This is a genomic window from Nocardia sp. NPDC059180, assembly GCF_042754945.1.
Classification (GTDB): domain Bacteria; phylum Actinomycetota; class Actinomycetes; order Mycobacteriales; family Mycobacteriaceae; genus Nocardia.
Window position 1 is genome coordinate 657,481 of record NZ_JBHZBU010000003.1, and the last position, 17,234, is coordinate 674,714.

Annotated in this window: 17 protein-coding genes; 12 read left to right on the plus strand and 5 right to left on the minus strand. The window is 68.8% G+C overall.

Features of this window, described 5'->3' with window-relative positions:
* Positions 1–27: 27 nt before the first annotated feature.
* A complete protein-coding gene (locus ACFXNW_RS13445) occupies positions 28–573 on the plus strand; it encodes a bifunctional adenosylcobinamide kinase/adenosylcobinamide-phosphate guanylyltransferase (RefSeq protein ID WP_379417909.1) in 546 nt (181 codons plus the stop codon).
* Between the two features lie 121 nt (positions 574–694).
* On the opposite strand, the gene ACFXNW_RS13450 is transcribed toward ACFXNW_RS13445, so the two are convergent.
* Positions 695–1,345, minus strand: coding sequence for a 2-oxoglutarate/malate transporter (locus tag ACFXNW_RS13450; protein ID WP_379417910.1), 651 nt, complete (start codon positions 1,343–1,345; stop codon positions 695–697).
* A gap of 109 nt (positions 1,346–1,454) precedes the next feature.
* On the opposite strand from ACFXNW_RS13450, the gene ACFXNW_RS13455 reads away from it, so the two are divergent.
* From ACFXNW_RS13455 to ACFXNW_RS13470, 4 genes are all read left to right on the plus strand, one after another.
* The gene (locus ACFXNW_RS13455) at positions 1,455–2,081 is read left to right on the plus strand and encodes a TetR/AcrR family transcriptional regulator (protein WP_379417911.1); all 627 of its coding nucleotides are present in this window, start codon (positions 1,455–1,457) and stop codon (positions 2,079–2,081) included.
* 95 nt (positions 2,082–2,176) lie between these two features.
* A complete protein-coding gene (cobT, locus tag ACFXNW_RS13460; RefSeq protein WP_379418146.1) occupies positions 2,177–3,277 on the plus strand; it encodes a nicotinate-nucleotide--dimethylbenzimidazole phosphoribosyltransferase in 1,101 nt (366 codons plus the stop codon).
* Complete coding sequence (locus tag ACFXNW_RS13465) at positions 3,274–4,023, plus strand: adenosylcobinamide-GDP ribazoletransferase (RefSeq protein ID WP_379417912.1); 750 nt, start codon at positions 3,274–3,276, stop codon at positions 4,021–4,023. The genes cobT and ACFXNW_RS13465 overlap by 4 nt, the downstream gene beginning before the upstream one ends.
* A gap of 625 nt (positions 4,024–4,648) precedes the next feature.
* Positions 4,649–5,365 (plus strand): MBL fold metallo-hydrolase, encoded by a 717-nt coding sequence (locus ACFXNW_RS13470; RefSeq protein ID WP_379417913.1) that lies wholly within the window; start codon positions 4,649–4,651, stop codon positions 5,363–5,365.
* Between the two features lie 84 nt (positions 5,366–5,449).
* Here the strand turns inward: ACFXNW_RS13470 and ACFXNW_RS13475 are convergent, their stop codons facing one another.
* The 3 genes from ACFXNW_RS13475 to ACFXNW_RS13485 form a co-directional block, all read right to left on the minus strand.
* Positions 5,450–6,550: a branched-chain amino acid aminotransferase gene (locus tag ACFXNW_RS13475; protein ID WP_379417914.1), complete on the minus strand. Its 1,101-nt coding sequence runs from the start codon at positions 6,548–6,550 to the stop codon at positions 5,450–5,452.
* A gap of 206 nt (positions 6,551–6,756) precedes the next feature.
* Positions 6,757–7,857 carry a glycine cleavage system aminomethyltransferase GcvT gene (gcvT, locus tag ACFXNW_RS13480; RefSeq protein ID WP_379417915.1) on the minus strand — a complete coding sequence of 367 codons (1,101 nt, stop codon included), beginning with the start codon at positions 7,855–7,857 and terminating at the stop codon, positions 6,757–6,759.
* A gap of 94 nt (positions 7,858–7,951) precedes the next feature.
* Positions 7,952–8,560, minus strand: a complete 609-nt coding sequence (locus ACFXNW_RS13485; RefSeq protein WP_379417916.1) for a GNAT family N-acetyltransferase — start codon at positions 8,558–8,560, stop codon at positions 7,952–7,954.
* Between the two features lie 97 nt (positions 8,561–8,657).
* Here ACFXNW_RS13485 and ACFXNW_RS13490 point away from each other — a divergent pair, with 97 nt between their 5' ends.
* Positions 8,658–9,524 (plus strand): TetR/AcrR family transcriptional regulator, encoded by an 867-nt coding sequence (locus tag ACFXNW_RS13490; RefSeq protein WP_379417917.1) that lies wholly within the window; start codon positions 8,658–8,660, stop codon positions 9,522–9,524.
* 110 nt (positions 9,525–9,634) lie between these two features.
* Positions 9,635–11,146, plus strand: a complete 1,512-nt coding sequence (locus tag ACFXNW_RS13495) for a leucyl aminopeptidase (RefSeq protein WP_379417918.1) — start codon at positions 9,635–9,637, stop codon at positions 11,144–11,146.
* A gap of 59 nt (positions 11,147–11,205) precedes the next feature.
* On the opposite strand, the gene ACFXNW_RS13500 is transcribed toward ACFXNW_RS13495, so the two are convergent.
* On the minus strand, positions 11,206–11,559 hold the full coding sequence (locus ACFXNW_RS13500) for an oxidoreductase (protein WP_379417919.1): 354 nt from the start codon (positions 11,557–11,559) through the stop codon (positions 11,206–11,208).
* Between the two features lie 296 nt (positions 11,560–11,855).
* On the opposite strand from ACFXNW_RS13500, the gene sucB reads away from it, so the two are divergent.
* From sucB to lipA, 5 genes are read left to right on the plus strand one after another with little or no spacing between them, the layout of a single operon-like run.
* Positions 11,856–13,628: a 2-oxoglutarate dehydrogenase, E2 component, dihydrolipoamide succinyltransferase gene (gene sucB / locus ACFXNW_RS13505; protein ID WP_379417920.1), complete on the plus strand. Its 1,773-nt coding sequence runs from the start codon at positions 11,856–11,858 to the stop codon at positions 13,626–13,628.
* Positions 13,629–13,643: 15 nt separating this feature from the next.
* Complete coding sequence (locus ACFXNW_RS13510; RefSeq protein WP_379417921.1) at positions 13,644–14,546, plus strand: TIGR01777 family oxidoreductase; 903 nt, start codon at positions 13,644–13,646, stop codon at positions 14,544–14,546.
* Entirely contained in the window at positions 14,543–15,118 is a 576-nt protein-coding gene (locus ACFXNW_RS13515; protein WP_379417922.1) for a GNAT family N-acetyltransferase, read from the plus strand. Before ACFXNW_RS13510 ends, ACFXNW_RS13515 begins: the two co-directional genes overlap by 4 nt.
* 16 nt (positions 15,119–15,134) lie before the next feature.
* Positions 15,135–15,905, plus strand: a complete 771-nt coding sequence (gene lipB, locus ACFXNW_RS13520) for a lipoyl(octanoyl) transferase LipB (protein ID WP_379417923.1) — start codon at positions 15,135–15,137, stop codon at positions 15,903–15,905.
* The gene (gene lipA, locus ACFXNW_RS13525; protein WP_379417924.1) at positions 15,902–16,921 is read left to right on the plus strand and encodes a lipoyl synthase; all 1,020 of its coding nucleotides are present in this window, start codon (positions 15,902–15,904) and stop codon (positions 16,919–16,921) included. Before lipB ends, lipA begins: the two co-directional genes overlap by 4 nt.
* The last annotated feature ends 313 nt before the right edge of the window (positions 16,922–17,234 follow it).

Here is a 17,234-nt window from a genome sequence, read left to right on the forward strand (position 1 = left end):
CGGATCGGCGATTGATAGCGTGCCAGGGTGCCACAGCCCCGCTTGTCCTCGTCCGTACGGCGCACGCTCGTCCTCGGCGGCGCGCGGTCGGGCAAGTCGGCGTATGCGGAGTCACTGGTCGCGGATGGTCCGGTGCGGTATCTCGCGACGGCGGTCCCGGACCCCGCCGACGCGGATTTCGCCGAGCGCATCGCCCGGCACCGGGACCGTCGGCCCGACGACTGGGTCGTGGTCGAGAATGCCGATACCGCAACAGTTCTGGCCGAGCCGTTCTCGGGCGCGACGCTGATCGACGACATCGGCACCTGGCTCACCGCACGCATCGACGCCCGCGCGGCCTGGGAGTCCCCCCGCGGCACCATCACCCCCGACGCAGATGCCCTCGTCGCTGCGGTCACCGCCTACGAACATCGCCTCATCATCGTCAGCCCGGAGGTCGGCATGGGCATCATCCCCGCCACCCGCTCCGGCCGCCTGTTCCGCGATGAAATCGGCACCCTCAACCAGCGCCTCGCCCAGGCGTGCGACGAAGCGTTTCTCATCGTCGCGGGGCTGCCGCTGCGACTGGGCTGAGTTCCCGGCGATCAGACCCCGCGCCCCGGCGCGCTTGAACAGACCCGGCGCGCCGGCACGTGGGCAGCGCCTGCGCGCTCGCGGCCGCCTCCACAGCCACCCGCCCAGGGCGCCCACTCGCTCACAACCGCAGCAGCGCGATGCTGCAACCTACGATCCACATCGCCCAGCCCAGCCAGCCGATCAGCCCGACCGGGCCGAGACGGTTGGTGCCGTCGACATTGAACGGCGCGGCCGAGGACGACACGAAAAGCAATGCCGCGCTGGCATACCCGAGCCAGGTCAACCATGCCGACATGAATTCGGTCTCGGCGCCCGCGATGCTGAACCCCAGCAGCGCCGTCGCCAGGAAGACCTGATTGAAGCCGAACAGCACATTCGTGAGCCCCCAGAGGCCGGCGTTCACCCCACGTGCGGCGGCAGCACCGGCCGCCATGCCGAATCGCAGCGCCTCGACAACGACAAACGTCGCGTTCTGCATCAGCACACCCGCGAATCCCATGAGCGCCCAAGCCGTCTGGCCGTCATCTCCGCGCCACAGCACTGATAGCAGTCCGGCCGCGAAGACCGTGGTGAACAGCCACGTCGCCGGCGCGATCACCGACGACCGCTTCAACGCGACAGCGCCCGCCGCAAAGGAGCTTTCGACCTGGTCCAGGTTCACCGCTGATCCCGGCAGCGGGAGCCGGGCGCGCAGATAGAAGTAGTTGACGACGAACGCCGCCGAGACGAATCCGAGTCCACCGATACCGGCCGCCGTGCTGAGTTCCATCGAAGGTGCCCTCTCCGGCACATGGTTGCCGTCGGCACACCCACGTCGAACCAATTCGTTTTACATGACCTATATTGAATATAGCCATAGGAAAATCGGAGGGTCAACAGTGCAGCCAGAGTCCGGACGTCGGCGCTACGACTCCCTGCGCCGCCAGGCACAGGCACACCGCACCCGCGCCGAGATCGCCGAGGCCGCGGGCCGGCTGTTCATTGCCAAGGGCTGGGCGGCGACCAGCGTGCGCGATGTGGCGCAGGCTGCGGGCGTGTCGGTGCCCACGGTGTATTCGGCGTATGGAACCAAAACGGGCCTGGTGTGGGCGCTGGTGGACGCTGCGGATCTGGCGGCAGGCTTGCCGCAGCAGCTCGCCGAATTGGAGCAGCGCGGTGACCCCGCAGGACAGCTCGCCGCCATGGCCGGATACGACCGCAGACTGTTCGAACGCGCCGGTGACCTCATCGAGTTGGTGCGCGAGGCCGGCCGCACCGAACCCGATCTCGCCGACGTCTACCACCGCGCCAGGAAGCTGGGCGATCGCACGCGCACCGAGGTGTTCGCGTCCTGGCCCGACGGCACCCTCCGGCCCGGTCTCGATATCGCGACAGCCACCGACATCTACGCCGCGCTGTGCACCATCGACGTCTACACCACATTCACCGTCGATCGCGGCTGGCCACCCGAACGCGTGGAACGCTGGTGGGGCGAGGCGCTGACCCGCGAACTGCTGGCGCGTTGACGACGACTGCCGGCGCGTTGAAGACATCGACAGCCGTGACCGTGGCGGGTGGTGGGCGGTAGATGATCATCGCCGGGCAAGATGGTGCGCAGGTGATGGATGCCCGACCGGAGGAGCTCGGCACAGTGACAGACGGATTCGGGGCGGTTGCGGCGCCGGACGCGCAGGTTCGGGCGGCGGCGCAGCTGCGGCAGACCCGACTGACCAAACCCGGTGGTGCGCTGGGGCGGCTGGAAACCCTCGGTAACTGGGTCGCCGCATGTCAGGGTGTATGCCCGCCGAAGCAGTTCGAGCGGGCGCGGGTGGTCGTGTTCGCTGGCGATCACGGGGTGGCCAGGCACGGGGTCTCGGCTTATCCGAGCGAGGTGACCGCGCAGATGGTCGCGAACTTCCTCGGCGGCGGGGCCGCGGTGAACGCAGTGGCACGGGTTGCGGACGCGACCGTGCGGGTGGTCGATATCGCAGTGGACGCCGACACCGATCCGGGAATCTCACAGCACAAGGTGCGCAGGTCCAGCGGTTCCATCGACCGCGAGGACGCCCTCACCGCCGACGAGGTCGCCGCCGCACTGGCCGCGGGCCGCGCCATCGCGGACGAGGAGATCGATGCGGGCGCCGACCTGCTCATCGCGGGCGATATGGGGATCGGCAACACCACCCCGGCGACGGTACTGATCGCCACTCTCACCAGCACCGAGCCGGTAGCGGCTGTCGGTCGCGGCACCGGTGTCGACGATGCGGGCTGGATCCGCAAGGTCGCCGCCATCCGCGATGCCATGCGCCGCGCCCGACCGGTGGCCAAGGAGCCCGTCGACCTTTTGCGCGTCGCGGCGGGCGCCGATATCGCCGCCATGGCCGGCTTCCTCGCCCAGGCCGCCGTCCGCCGCACTCCCGTCATCCTGGACGGGCTCGTCGTCACCGCCGCAGCCCTCGTCGCCGAGGACCTCGCCGCGGGCGCCCGCGACTGGTGGCTGGCCGGCCACCGCTCCACCGAACCCGCCCACGCACTGGCCCTGACCAACCTGCGCCTGGACCCGCTGATCGATCTCGAAATGCGACTCGGCGAAGGTTCCGGCGCCCTCACCGCCCTCCCGATCCTGCGGGCTGCCGTCGCCACGCTCACCGAGATGGCCACCTTCGACGAGGCCGGCGTCAGCACCGCCGAAGACGTTCCGGCTGTCGACCTGCACAAATGAGCGGCGCGCGGCTGGCGTTCTCCTGGCTGACGGTCCTGCCGGTGCGCGGGCCCGCCGCGGTGGACCGCGAAGGCGCCAAGCACGCCATCGCCTGGGCGCCGGTGGTCGGGGCCGCGCTCGGTGCATTGGCGTGCGGGGTGCTGTGGCTGCTCACGGTGGCCGGGGCGAGCTCGGCGGTGGCCGGACTGATTGCCGTCGGGGTGCTCGCGCTGAGCACCCGGGGCATGCACCTGGACGGGCTCGCCGATACCGCCGACGGACTCGGCAGCTACGGCCCGCCCGAACGGGCGCGCGAGATCATGAAGAGCGGTAGCGCCGGGCCGTTCGGGGTGGCGGCCATTGTGTTCGCCGTTGGCGTGCAAGCGTTCTCGTTCGCGGCACTGGCCGAGGCGGACCGGTGGTTCGCGGTGGCGCTGGCGGTAGCGGTGGCCCGGGTTGCTGTTGTTGCCGCGTGCCGGCGTGGCACGGTGGCAGCTCCGGGCACCGGGTTCGGCACGCTGGTCGCGGGCACGCAATCGCTGGTCACAGTAGGTGCATGGGGGCTCGTCGCCGTGGCGGTCGCGGTCTTCGCGGTGCCGGAGTATCGCTGGCTGGGGCCGAGCGTCATCGTCGTCGCCACGGTCCTCTCGCTAGTCATGACGCGGCATTGCGTGCAAAGGTTCGGCGGGTTGTCCGGAGACGTCCTCGGCGCCATCGTCGAGTCCACCACCGCCATCACTGCCCTCGGCCTTTCGCTGGGAAACTGATCGGTATCACTAAGAGACTGATCCGCTCGAGAAGCAACCGCGCGCATCCGGCGCACGCGGTCGCGGATTCGGGCGGCGGTCTGCCGAGGCATGCTGCCCGGCCCGTACAGCCCACGTCCACGGCGGATAACCCGCCCGCGCCGCATTTCCCACCGCAACGCGTCCGACACTGTCTTCGACGATCGCCCTCGAACTCCAAACCCCGCACGTGCTAACCCGTTCGTCAGTTCGGCGACCGAAACCGGTCGCATGGCCTCGAACATGACCCAGGTCAGCACGTATCGCAGCTCGATGCCTGAAATCGTGCAGAATTCCGCCCCGCCCATACTGCCCAGTGTGCACGCGGTGTACGACATGTTTCGTCGCCGCGCTGCCGGGATAGTGCTGTTCGCCCACCTCTGAGCGACAACAGATCGCGTTGTCGCTCAGAGGTGGGCGAAAGGTATTCCCTTCGACCCGCTCGCCAAGGGGACGCAGACCAACTCACCGAGTCGAGTTCGGTAGCAACCGTCCCAGTCACCCGCGGGCGCCCCACCTGCGCGGATCTCGGCTTCGGGGCTCGAACGTTGTCGAATTGGCCAGCTGACCCCACACCGCCGATACCCATGGCCCTACAGTGGCGGGTATGTCAGCCGAGCGCCTCTATTTTCGTCAGCTGTTGTCTGGGCGGGATTTCGCCGTCGGTGATCCCATCGCGACACAGATGCGCAATTTCGCCTACCTGATCGGCGACCGAGATACCGGTGAGTGTGTGGTGGTCGATCCGGCGTATGCCGCGGGTGAGCTGGCCGATATCGCCGAGAACGACGGGCTGCGGCTGACCGGGGTGCTTGCCACCCATCACCATCCCGATCATGTCGGTGGCACCATGCTCGGATTCACGCTGCGCGGAGTGCGGGAATTACTCGAAAAGACAAGCGTCGCAGTGCATGTCAACCACGAGGAACTATCCTGGGTCGCCAATGTCACCGGCATCGCGCCCAGCGAGTTGACAGGCCACGATCACGGCGACAAGGTCTCGGTCGGCGCGTTCGACATCGAGTTGCTGCACACCCCCGGACACACCCCGGGCAGTCAGTGCTTCCTGTTCGACAACCGCCTGATCGCGGGCGACACCCTGTTCGTCGACGGGTGCGGCCGCACCGATTTCCCCGGCGGCGATTCCGAGGCCATGTTCCGCAGCCTGCGCTACCTGTCCGAACTGGACGGCAACCCAACCGTCTACCCCGGCCACTGGTACAGCCAGGACCCGAACGCCTCGCTGGACGACATCCGCACCAACAATTACGTGCTGCGCCCGACGTCGCTGGACGAATGGCACGCGATCATGATGCTCGGCTGACCGATCCGAACAGCTATCCGGCAGGTGCCGGGCACCGCGCGGCGGCGGATATCAACAGCCCGGCGGCCGGATATCTGGGAACCGTCACAGACGGCGCATCCACTGATGGATATCGGCGAAGGTGCCGCGCTGGATTCCGGTGAGGGTCTCACGCAGCGCCATGGTCACCTCGCCGGGCTCACCGCCGCCGATGGCGAACTCCTCGTCGCCGGAGCGCACCCACCCGACGGGGGTGATGACGGCGGCGGTGCCACAGGCGAAAACCTCGGTGATCTCACCGGATTCGGCGCCCTTACGCCATTCCTCCACCGAGATCTTGCGCTCTTCGACCTGGTAGCCGGAGTCGGCGGCCAGGGTGAGCAACGAGTCACGAGTAATACCGGGCAGCAGCGAACCCGACAGCGCCGGGGTGACCAGGCGGGCGTCGGAGCCGGATCCGAAGACGAAGAACAGGTTGTTGGTGCCCATCTCCTCGACATAGCGGCGCTCGCAGGCGTCCAGCCACACCACCTGGTCGCAGCCCTTCTCGGTGGCTTCGGCCTGGGCCAGCAGCGAGGCCGCGTAATTGCCCGCCACCTTCGCCTCGCCGGTGCCGCCGGGGGCGGCGCGCACGTACTCGGTGGACAGCCACACCCGCACCGGCTTCACACCGCGCGGGAAATAGGCACCGGCGGGCGAGCCGAGCAGCAAGTACTTGTAGGCCGAGGCGGGCTTCACGCCGAGACCGGATTCGGTGGCGAACATGAACGGCCGCAGATAGAGCGACTCCTCGCCGCCTGCGGCGGGCACCCAGCGCTCGTCGACCTCGAGCAGCTGCCGGACCGACTCGATGAACAGTTCCTCCGGCAGTTCCGCCATCGCCATCCGGCGCGAGGACTTGCGGAAGCGGGTGGCGTTGGCGTCGATCCGGAAGCAGGAAACGCCGCCGTCGGGCTGCCGGTAGGCCTTCAAACCCTCGAAGATGGCTTGACCGTAGTGGAACACCATGGTCGCCGGGTCCATCGAAAGCGGGCCGTAGGGCTCCACGCGGGCGTTGGACCATCCATCGGCGTCGGTGTAGTCGATGGAGACCATGTGGTCGGTGAAGTACCGGCCGAAGCCCGGCCCCGTCAGAATCTCCTGTACCCGCTGCTCCGGAAGTGGCGCCGGATGCGGAATACGGGTGAACTGTGCGGCAGCGGTCATGCCGCCGATCTTATCGGGCGAGGTTTTCCAGGTTTTCGGCGCGTTTACCTTCGGATACCGGGCGGTCGCGTGATAGCGCGTCACATCCACGCGCCATGGGCGGGTCTGACTCCGGCCTGGCCCGACGACGACGACGGCGGCAGGCCGGGGCGGCAGCGATCGCCGATTCAGGGCCGCCGGTTGCCCGCCCGCGGGCCGAGGTGGGGCTACTTCGCCTTGACCTCGACGAACGGCGGGCGCACGACCTCGCACCGCAGCCGCCGCCCACGGACGTCGACCTCGACTTCGGCGCCCGGTTCGATCGCCGCGTCGGTATCGAGCAGAGCGAGCGCGATGCCCTGCTTCAGCGACGGTGAGAAGGTTCCCGACGTGGTCTCACCCACGACCTGATCGCCACGCAGCACCTGCTGACCCTGACGCAAAACTCCACGATCGAGCGCTTTGAGCCCCAACAGGATTCGCCGCGGCCCGGCCGCCTTCTCCTGCTCGAGCACCGTCTTGCCCCAGAACTGCGGCTTCTTCCAGCCCACCGCCCAGCCGACCCGCGCCTGCACCGGCGTGATCTCGGGGGACAGTTCGTGACCGTGCAGCGGATAGCCCATCTCGGTGCGCAGGGTGTCGCGTGCGCCGAGCCCGGCGACCTGGCCGCCGGCTGCCCGCACCTCGCGCACCAGGGCACTGAACAGCGGTGCGGCATCGTCCCAGCGTGGCAGCAGTTCGTAGCCGTGTTCGCCGGTGTAGCCGGTCCGGCAGACACGCACCGGACGCCCGTCCCATTCGGCGTCGGCGTAGGCCATGTACTCGAGTTCGGTCGGCAGGCCGAGCGCGGTCAGGACCTCGGTGGAGTTCGGGCCCTGCACCGCGAACACCGCGTAGGCACGGTGCTCGTCGGTCACGGTGACGCCGTCGGGCGCCACTTTCTGCATTTCGGCGACCACCGTCGCGGTGTTGGCGGCATTGGGGACGAGGAAGATCTCGTCGTCGCTGACGTAGTAGGCGATCAGATCGTCGATGACGCCGCCGTCCTCGGTGCAGCACAGGGTGTACTGCGCCTTGCCCGGACGGATCCGCCCCAGGTCGTTGGTCAGCGTCGCGTTCACGAATTCGGCGGCACCCGGTCCCCGCACGGTCGCCTTGCCGAGATGGCTGACGTCGAACAGGCCGACCGCGGTCCGCACGGCCTGATGCTCGGCAACGGTCCCCGCGTACGACACCGGCATCTCCCAGCCGCCGAACGGCGCGAAACTCGCACCGAGTTCGACGTGGAGATCATGGATCGGGCCTTGCAGCAGGTCAGCGTTGCTCACCCGGCGAGCTTAACCCGCCGGGTAGGCCGCCAAGACCTGCCACGTCCGGGCGTGTGCTCGAGGCCGCACCCACGCAATACGCAGAGATGTCTGCTCAGGGGCGGAACCACATCGGTCGCAAGGTCGGCCCGTTCTCCGGCAGCGCATGAGTCTTACCGGTCCCCTCGAATCCATGCCGCGCGTACAACCGCGACGAGCGTTCGGTGCTGGCCTCGAGGAACGCCGGAACCTGCTCGTCGGTGTACACCTTCAGCCGATCGGCGAGGATCGCGGCGCCCGCGCCCTTACTGCGATGTTCGGGAACGGTGACGATCACCTGGAGGTACTCGTGCGGAAACTCGCGCGGATGCTCCTCGGCGAGCAGCGCGGTCAGCACGGTCAACCGGCGCATCAGGCTCAGGTCCGGTACCTGTTCCAGCAACGCTCGCGTCTGCTCGGCCTCGGCCACGAACCGATCCGCCGAGGTGACGTGCTGCCAGATCGACACCGCCCAGATCTCCTCGCCGACCCCGGCGAGCCAGATCTCGTCCTCCTTCAGCCCGCGATCGATGAGCTCCGGCACGTGTTCGTCACGGAACGGCTCGACCGGATGCCCCTCGAGAATCCACGCGGTCACCACCTCGTCCGTGCACCGGCCGAAGGCCTCGATCGCCGAATCCCGATCCGCCTCTGTCGCCCGCCGGACCGTCAGCGTGTCGCCCATAACCGTTTCCTCCCAAGTGAACAGCGTCTGTCCCAGCCAACGTAAAGCGGCAACAACGGCATTGCCATAATTTCGTCACACTGCTTACTGTGTCGAAATGAGCGAATCGCGCGCCCGTGGCGTCGGCCCGGCCGACCGACCGGATACGAGCGCGTGCCCAATCTGTGGACAACCACTCGCCCACCCCGTGCGTGGACGCCGGCGCCGCTACTGCTCCCGTTCATGTCAGGCCCGCGCCTACCGGGCTCGCCGCGACGCCCTCACCCCCGCGCACCGCGCCGCACCCACCCGCCGCCCCACCGGCGGCCCGCTCACCGCCGTCGGCATTGCAGGCACCGCCGTGGAGCTGGCCGACCGACTCGGCATCGACGGCCTGTCCACCCGGCGGCTGGCGAGCGAACTCGGTGTGGCCACCGCTGCCCTCTATCGCCATTACCCCGACCGGGAAGCACTGTTGGCCGCCATGGCCGAACTGGCGCTCGCCGAGGTGCCACCGCCACCACCGGAACTGGCGGGCTGGCGCGAGCAGGTGGCTTACGAAGCCCGCCAGGAATGGCAGCTCTACCAGCGTCATCCGTGGGTGCTGCCGGTGCTTGCCCGCACCAGACCACCGGTCGGGCCCGCGCTGTTCGACATTCTGGAGCGCATCTTCAGCGCCCTGGACCAGCCCGGTATGACCGCGCAAGACATCCTGTCGACCTATCTCGCCGTCTCCGGCCTGGTCCAGGGCATGGGTCTGCTGTGGAGCGCCGAGCATGTCGAACGAGCCATCGATCCGCAGACCCATCCCGAACAGGAGGTGCACGCCGAGCTGGCCGAACTACTCGATCCGACCTCACGTCCGGTGATGGACAAGCTGTTCGGCGCGAGCGGTCCACCCGAGATCGATTTCGACGGGGTCCTCGAGGCCGGCATCGAGCTGCTTCTCGACGGTGTGGCGGCGCGCTTCGCCCGACTCCCCTGACGGTCGTCGCCGGGCCACCTGCCATCGTCCACGCACACGGCCGCAACGCGCGGTGACAGTTCGGCCGAGGTAGCGATCGGCGATCGGTACGCCGCGGCTAGCCTGAGCCCATGACCGCTGTCGCTGATCGCCCACTCGGCCCCGAACTCCACCGCACCGAAGCCATCGGCCCCGACACCGACGTGCTCGTCATCGGACTGACCTCCTCCGAGAACGGCCCCGCGATCGTGCCCGAGGACCTGTTCGGTGATGTGCTCGACGCCGACGTACGCGCGGAACTGCTGGATCAGCTCGGTGCCGTCGGCGCGAAGGGCAAGGCCGAGGAGCTGACCCGGTTCCCGGCGCCTGCCTCGCTCGAGGGCGTCACCAGTGTGCTCGCCGTCGGCCTGGGCAGTGCCGAGAAGCTCGACGCCGAGCAGATCCGCCGCTCCGCGGGCGTCGCCGGACGCTCGCTGTCGGGCACCGAGCTCGTATCGACCACGCTGTCGGGTCTCGACCTCACCGCCGCGGCGGAAGGCTTCTATCTCGGCGCCTACTCCTTCACTCCGTTCCGGTCGAGTAAGTCGGCACCCAAGTCCGACGAACGTCCGGTGGTGCGGATCGAATTACTGGTACCCGAGCCGAGTTTCGGCATCGTGGAACTGCTGCGCGCGCAGTTGGTGGCCGAGGCCGTCGCCACCGCACGCGATTTCGTCAACACCCCGCCAAGCCATCTCTACCCGGCCGAGTTCGCCGCGCGCGCCGAGGCGCTGGCCGAGGCCGCCGGGCTCGAGGTCGAGGTGCTGGACGAGAACGCCCTGGAGGCAGGCGGTTACGGCGGTATCGTCGGCGTCGGCAAGGGTTCCTCGCGCCCGCCGCGGCTGGTGCGGCTCACCTATGCGGGCGGCCCGAAGAAGGTCGCGCTGGTCGGCAAGGGCATCACCTTCGACACCGGCGGCATCTCCATCAAGCCCGCGGCGAACATGGAGAACATGACCTCGGATATGGCCGGCGCCGCCGCGGTCGTCGCGACCGCGCTGCTGGCCGCGCGGCTGAGCCTGCCGATCACCGTCACCGCGACCGTGCCGATGGCCGAGAACATGCCCTCGGCCACCGCGCAGCGTCCCGGCGACGTGCTCACCCAGTACGGCGGCACCACCGTCGAGGTGATCAACACCGACGCCGAAGGGCGGCTCATCCTGGCCGACGCCATCGTCCGCGCCGGCGAAGACGAGCCCGACTACCTCATCGACGTCGCCACCCTGACCGGCGCGCAGATGGTCGCGCTCGGCACCCGCACTCCCGGTGTGATGGGCACCGACGACTTCCGCGATCGCGTCGCCCGCATCTCGCGCGAGGTCGGCGAGAACGGCTGGGCCATGCCGCTGCCCGCCGAGCTGCGCTCGGATCTCAACTCCAAGGTCGCCGATCTGGCCAACGTCACCCCGCACCGCTGGGGCGGCATGCTCGCGGCCGGGCTGTACCTGAAGGAGTTCGTGCCCGAGGGCGTGCAGTGGGCACACGTCGATATCGCGGGCCCGGCCTACAACACCGGTGGCCCGTTCGGCTACATCGGTAAGGGCGGCACCGGCGTCCCGGTCCGCACCCTCATCGCGGTGCTGGAGGACATCGCCGCCGAGTAGCGGCTGTGTGCGAAAGAGCCGTCTCGGACACTGTCGGGGACGGCTCACTCGTTTCTGCGCTACAGATCGTCGAGATCGCGTTCGATCTGACGCTGCCGCTCGATCCGGCGGCGCGCGTCGTAATCGCGCATCCGCTGCGGATAGCCGGTCTTGTGCACGTCGTAGACGGGGATCCGCAGGTCGCGTGCGAGATTCTGGGCGCCGCGCTCACCGATGGCCCGGCGCGTCCATTCCCCGTCGGCGGCCACGAGCACCACGGTCACATCGGTGAGTGTGGTCTTCGGTTCGATGAACCCTTCGACACCGGTATGCGTGCGCACCCACTCGGCGAGATAGCGGGCGTCGCTACCGTACCCGCGAGTAGCTTTTCCGGACCCCCGCGCGCCCCGGCGGAAACGATCGAGCAAACCCACGCGCGCTGACCTCCTCGTCCCCCGCCGGGCCGGTCTTTGTTACCGGTAAGTCCATAGTGCCAGTTCCCGTCTGAGGGACGCCCTCTGCCACGTCGCGAGGCCATAAGTGCAAGGATGGTTCCCGGTACAAGAACCACACGGATCCCCGGAGCCATGCACCGATCGGCTGTGCGACGCACAATGCCTGTGTCACACACAATGATCGGCGGCCCGGTAACTCACCACGACCCGCGGTGAGCTACCACCGGGGAACGAACTGTTGTAGACCCGTCTAGCAGTCAGAGGAGTCAACTGACATGGCCTTCTCCGTCCAGATGCCCGCTCTTGGTGAGAGCGTCACCGAGGGAACGGTGACCAGGTGGCTGAAGCAGGAAGGAGACACGGTCGAGGTCGACGAGCCGCTGCTCGAAGTCTCCACCGATAAGGTCGACACCGAGATCCCGTCTCCCACGGCGGGTGTGCTGTCGAAGATCGTCGCCCAGGAAGATGATGTCGTCGAGGTCGGTGGCGAACTCGGCATCATCAGCGATGCGGGCGAAGCCGCCGCCCCCGCGCCGGCCGAGGCTCCCGAGCCCGCCGCCGCGCCGGAGCCCGAACCCGCGCCCGCCGCACAGGCTCCCGCGCCCGCCGAAGCTGCTCCCGCAGCCGCGGCACCGGCCCAGGCCGCGTCCGGAACCCCGGTCAACATGCCGGAGCTGGGCGAATCGGTTACCGAAGGCACCGTCACCCGCTGGCTGAAGGCCGTCGGTGACGAGGTCGCTGTGGACGAGCCGCTGCTCGAGGTCTCCACCGACAAGGTCGACACCGAGATCCCGTCCCCGGTCGCGGGCACGTTGCTGGAGATCACCGCGCAGGAAGACGACACCGTCAACGTTGGCGGGCAGCTGGGCGTCATCGGTAGCGGCTCGCCCGCCGCCGCTGCCCCGGCACCCGCACCTGCCCCTGCCCCGGCACCGGCACCTGAGCCCGCGCCGGCTGCCGCTGCACCCGCGCCTGCCCCGGCTCCGGCCCCTGCTCCGGCTCCCGCACCGGCTCCGGCTCCGGCCCCCGCACCGGCTCCGGCTCCGGCCCCTGCCCCGGCTGCTACCGCACCGGCTCCGGCCGCCGCGGCCACCGGTAACGGCGCCACGCCGTACGTCACCCCGCTGGTGCGCAAGCTGGCCGACGAGAACGGCGTCGACCTGTCCTCCCTCACCGGTTCCGGTGTCGGCGGCCGCATCCGCAAGCAGGACGTCCTCGCCGCCGCGGAGGCCAAGAAGGCTCCGGCCCCTGCCGCCGCCGCTGCTCCCGCCAAGGCCGCTCCGGCCGCGAAGGCACCCGCCGCCGCCAAGCCGGAACTGGCGCATCTGCGTGGCACCACGCAGAAGGCCAACCGCATTCGCCAGATCACCGCGACCAAGACGCGGGAATCGCTGCAGACCACCGCGCAGCTGACCCAGGTCCACGAGGCCGACGTCACCAAGATCGCGGCGCTGCGGGCACAGGCCAAGGCCGGCTTCAAGGAGCGTGAGGGCGTCAACCTGACGTTCCTGCCGTTCTTCGCCAAGGCCGTCGTCGAGGCGCTCGGCGTGCACCCGAACGTCAACGCCAGCTACAACGAGGGCTCCAAGGAGATCACCTACCACGCCGCGGTGCACCTCGGTATCGCCGTGGACACCCCGCAGGGCCTGCTGTCCCCGGTGATCCACAACGCCAGCGACCTGTCGCTGGCCGGGCTGGCGCGCGCCATCGCCGATATCGCCGATCGCGCCCGCAACGGTGGCCTCAAGCCCGATGAGTTGGCCGGTGGCACCTTCACCATCACCAATATCGGCAGCCAGGGCGCGCTGTTCGACACCCCGATCCTGCTTCCGCAGCAGGCGGGCATGCTCGGCACGGGTGCGATCGTCAAGCGTCCGGTCGTGGTCGTCGACGAGACCGGAAACGAGTCGATCGGCGTGCGGTCCATGTGCTACCTGCCGCTGACCTACGATCACCGCCTCGTCGACGGTGCCGACGCCGGTCGTTTCCTCACCACGATCCGGCATCGGCTCGAAGAGGCGGCGTTCGAGGCTGACCTCGGCCTGTAACCGGGAAGGTCACGAATGAAGGTCGTGATCGCCGGCTCGTCCGGACTGATCGGGACGGCGCTCGTCGCGGCACTGCGCCGCGACGAGCACCAGGTCGTCCGCTTGGTGCGCCGTCCCGCCGCCGCGGCGGACGAGTACGTGTGGGATCCAGCCCGCGCCGATCTGGACGAGCAGGCGCTGCGCGGTGCCGACGCCGTGGTCAACCTGTGTGGCGCGGGCATCGGCAGCCGCCGCTGGACCGGCAGCTACAAACAGGAGCTGCGCGACAGCCGGATCACCCCGACCGACGTGCTGGCAGGTGCCATCGCGGCCGCCGGGGTTCCGGTGCTGATCAATGCCAGCGGCGTGCACATCTACGGCGGCGATACCGGCGACCGGGTGGTCGAGGAATCCAGTCCTGCGGGAACGGGATTCCTGGCCACCCTGTGCCGGGACTGGGAAGCGGCCACCCTGCCTGCCAGTGCGGCGGGCACGCGCACCGTGCTGTTGCGCAGCGCGGTGGTGCTCGCCCGCAACGGCGGCATGCTCGGCATGTTGAAGCCGCTGTATCAGCTCGGGCTCGGCGGGCGACTCGGTAACGGACGCCAGTACACGCCGTGGATCTCACTCGACGACGAGATCGGCGCGATCTTGTTCGCGCTCACCAACGACGCGATCTCCGGGCCGATCAACTCGGTCGGCCCCGCACCGGTCACCAATGCCGAGTTCAATCGCGCATTCGGTCGCGCGGTGCACCGTCCCGCGCCGATGATCGTCCCGTCCTTCGCGCTGCGCGCGCTCATCGGCGAGTTCGCCCAAGAGGGGATCCTGCACGGTCCGCGCGCGATTCCCACCGTCCTCGAAGCGGCGGGCTACCAGTTCCAGCACCCGACCATCGGCGCGGCGCTCGCGGCGGCGGTGGGCGGAAATCACCGATGACGACCGAAACCCGCTCCGACACCGTCATCCGGGACGCCACCGACGGTGACCTGCTCGCGATCCTGGATATCCACAATCGCGCCATCGCCGAAACCACCGCCATCTGGGATGAGGAACTCGTCGGCCTCGACGAGCGACGCGCCTGGCTGCGGGAGCGCACCGGCGCCGGACGTCCCGTGCTGATCGCCGAGGTCGACGGCGAGCTCGCCGGTTACGCCAGCTACGGCTCGTGGCGCCCGAAATCCGGATACCGGCTCACGGTGGAGAATTCGGTCTACGTCGCCGACCGCTTTCATCGCCGCGGGATTGCGTCGGCGCTGCTCACCGCACTGATCGACCGGGCTCGCGCCACCGGCGACGTGCACGCGATGGTCGCGGCCATCGAATCCGGTAACACCGGCTCGGTCGCGCTGCACGAACGGTTCGGCTTTCGGACTGTCGGCGTGCTGCCCCAGGTCGGGGTCAAGTTCGGGCGCTGGTTGGACCTGACCCTCATGCAGCTCACGATCGGTCGCGGCGATCCCGCGTCGTGGCCCGCCGGGACCGGCGACAGGCCCGCGTCCGGCCGATAGCGGCTGGCGTAACGTCATGATGGTGAACCACACGCGCTCCATCACCCGGTCCGCTCGCTTCGACACCACACCCGTCGTCGTCGAGGACCTGGGGCTCATCGACTATCACCAGGCCTGGGACCGCCAGCGCGAGATCGCCGCACAGCGCGCCGAGGGCACCGGCTCCGATCATCTGCTGCTGCTGGAACATCCGTCGGTGTTCACCGCGGGCCGCCGCACCGAGGCCGAGGACCTGCCGATCGACGGCAGCCCGGTCGTCGAGGTCGACCGCGGCGGTAAGATCACCTGGCACGGTCCGGGGCAGCTCGTCGGGTATCCGATCATCCGGCTCGCCGAGCCGGTCGACGTTGTCGACTACGTGCGCCGCCTCGAAGAAGCACTGATCACCGTGTGCACCGGACTCGGTGTCACCTGCGGTCGCGTCGAGGGCCGCTCCGGTGTGTGGCTGCCCGCAGCGGGCCCGCTGGCCGAACGCAAGATCGCCGCCATCGGTGTGCGCGTGCAGCGCGGTGTCGCCCTGCACGGCATCTCGCTCAACTGTAATTCCGGCATGGACGGATGGACCGCGATCGTCCCGTGCGGTATCCGCGACGCCGGCGTCACCACCCTCTCGCGTGAGCTCGGCCGCGACGTCACCGTCGCCGAGGTCCGCCCGCTCGTCGCCGCGGCGATTGTTGCCGCGTTGAACGGGGAAATTCCCGTTTCGGCGCACGCTATCGAACATCTCACACCCGGGGATACGGCAGGCACGTCGGCCGATGCGACCAGCGTAAGGTCGAACTCGTGACCTCACGAGCACAAGCACCGGCAGGCCGAAAGCTGCTGCGCATCGAGGCGCGCAACGCGGAGACCCCGATCGAGCGCAAGCCCAAATGGATCCGCACCCGCGCCACCATGGGCCCCGAATACTCCGAACTCAAAGGCCTGGTGAAACGCGAAGGCCTGCACACCGTCTGTGAGGAGGCAGGCTGCCCCAACATTTTCGAATGCTGGGAAGACCGCGAAGCCACCTTCCTCATCGGCGGCGAACAGTGCACCCGCCGCTGCGATTTCTGCCAGATCGACACCGGCAAGCCCGCCGCTCTCGACCGGGACGAGCCCCGCCGCGTCGCCGAAAGCGTTCAGGCCATGGGCCTTCGCTACTCCACCATCACCGGCGTCGCCCGCGACGACCTGGACGACGGCGGCGCCTGGCTCTACGCCGAAACCGTGCGCGCCATCAAGGCGCTGAACCCCAGCACCGGCGTCGAACTGCTGATCCCGGATTTCAACGCCATCCCCGACCAGCTCGCCGAGGTCTTCTCCTCGCGCCCCGAGGTCCTGGCGCACAACCTGGAGACCGTCCCCCGCGTCTTCAAGCGCATCCGTCCGGCGTTCCGCTACGAGCGCTCGCTGGCCGTCCTCACCGCCGCCCGCGAAGCCGGCCTGGTCACCAAGTCCAACCTGATCCTCGGCATGGGCGAAACCCCTGAAGAGGTCACCCAAGCCATGCGCGACCTGCACGAAGCAGGTTGCGACATCCTCACCATCACCCAGTACCTGCGCCCCTCTCCGCGCCACCACCCGGTGGATCGCTGGGTGAAGCCCGAGGAGTTCGTGGAGCATTCGAAGGTGGCCGAGGAGATCGGTTTCGCCGGCGTGATGGCCGGGCCTCTGGTGCGTTCGTCGTACCGCGCTGGGCGTCTGTACGCGCAGGCGATGGCTCATCACGGGCGGGAAATCGCGCCTGCGATGGCACATCTCGCGCAGGAGGGCACGGCGTCTCAGGAAGCCAGCTCGGTGCTGGCGCGATTCGGTAGCTGAGGGTTCGGCGCGGCTGATCAGTTGGTTGGCCGCATGAGTGGGCCGGTCGCGGATCCGGGCTGACGCCACCACTAGCAGGATTCGCCAAACCGTCGGCGGCCGCCAGCCCGTCGTTTGTACCGGCTACGTCGAAAAGCACCGCAGCGAGGACAGTTCGCACCCAAGTCGCTGCCGCATGACGGGCTAGTGGTGGTGTTTCGTCGATCTACATCGACCATCGGTGCCGACCGGCTCAGGTCGGCGCCGATTCGTCATCCAGCACCTGCGGTTTGGTGGACGACGCAGCCCAACGGGCGCAGGCATACCAGACTCG

What these genes read in the sequence shown, in the direction of transcription:
- ACFXNW_RS13450 (WP_379417910.1), bottom strand. Translation starts at nt 1,345, where the DNA reads ATGGAACTCAGCACGGCGGCCGGTATCGGTGGACTCGGATTCGTCTCG.
- cobT (WP_379418146.1), top strand. Translation starts at nt 2,177, where the DNA reads ATGGATGCCCGACCGGAGGAGCTCGGCACAGTGACAGACGGATTCGGG.
- ACFXNW_RS13465 (WP_379417912.1), top strand. Translation starts at nt 3,274, where the DNA reads ATGAGCGGCGCGCGGCTGGCGTTCTCCTGGCTGACGGTCCTGCCGGTG.
- ACFXNW_RS13470 (WP_379417913.1), top strand. Translation starts at nt 4,649, where the DNA reads ATGTCAGCCGAGCGCCTCTATTTTCGTCAGCTGTTGTCTGGGCGGGAT.
- ACFXNW_RS13475 (WP_379417914.1), bottom strand. Translation starts at nt 6,550, where the DNA reads ATGACCGCTGCCGCACAGTTCACCCGTATTCCGCATCCGGCGCCACTT.
- ACFXNW_RS13485 (WP_379417916.1), bottom strand. Translation starts at nt 8,560, where the DNA reads ATGGGCGACACGCTGACGGTCCGGCGGGCGACAGAGGCGGATCGGGAT.
- ACFXNW_RS13490 (WP_379417917.1), top strand. Translation starts at nt 8,658, where the DNA reads ATGAGCGAATCGCGCGCCCGTGGCGTCGGCCCGGCCGACCGACCGGAT.
- ACFXNW_RS13495 (WP_379417918.1), top strand. Translation starts at nt 9,635, where the DNA reads ATGACCGCTGTCGCTGATCGCCCACTCGGCCCCGAACTCCACCGCACC.
- sucB (WP_379417920.1), top strand. Translation starts at nt 11,856, where the DNA reads ATGGCCTTCTCCGTCCAGATGCCCGCTCTTGGTGAGAGCGTCACCGAG.
- ACFXNW_RS13510 (WP_379417921.1), top strand. Translation starts at nt 13,644, where the DNA reads ATGAAGGTCGTGATCGCCGGCTCGTCCGGACTGATCGGGACGGCGCTC.
- ACFXNW_RS13515 (WP_379417922.1), top strand. Translation starts at nt 14,543, where the DNA reads ATGACGACCGAAACCCGCTCCGACACCGTCATCCGGGACGCCACCGAC.
- lipB (WP_379417923.1), top strand. Translation starts at nt 15,135, where the DNA reads ATGATGGTGAACCACACGCGCTCCATCACCCGGTCCGCTCGCTTCGAC.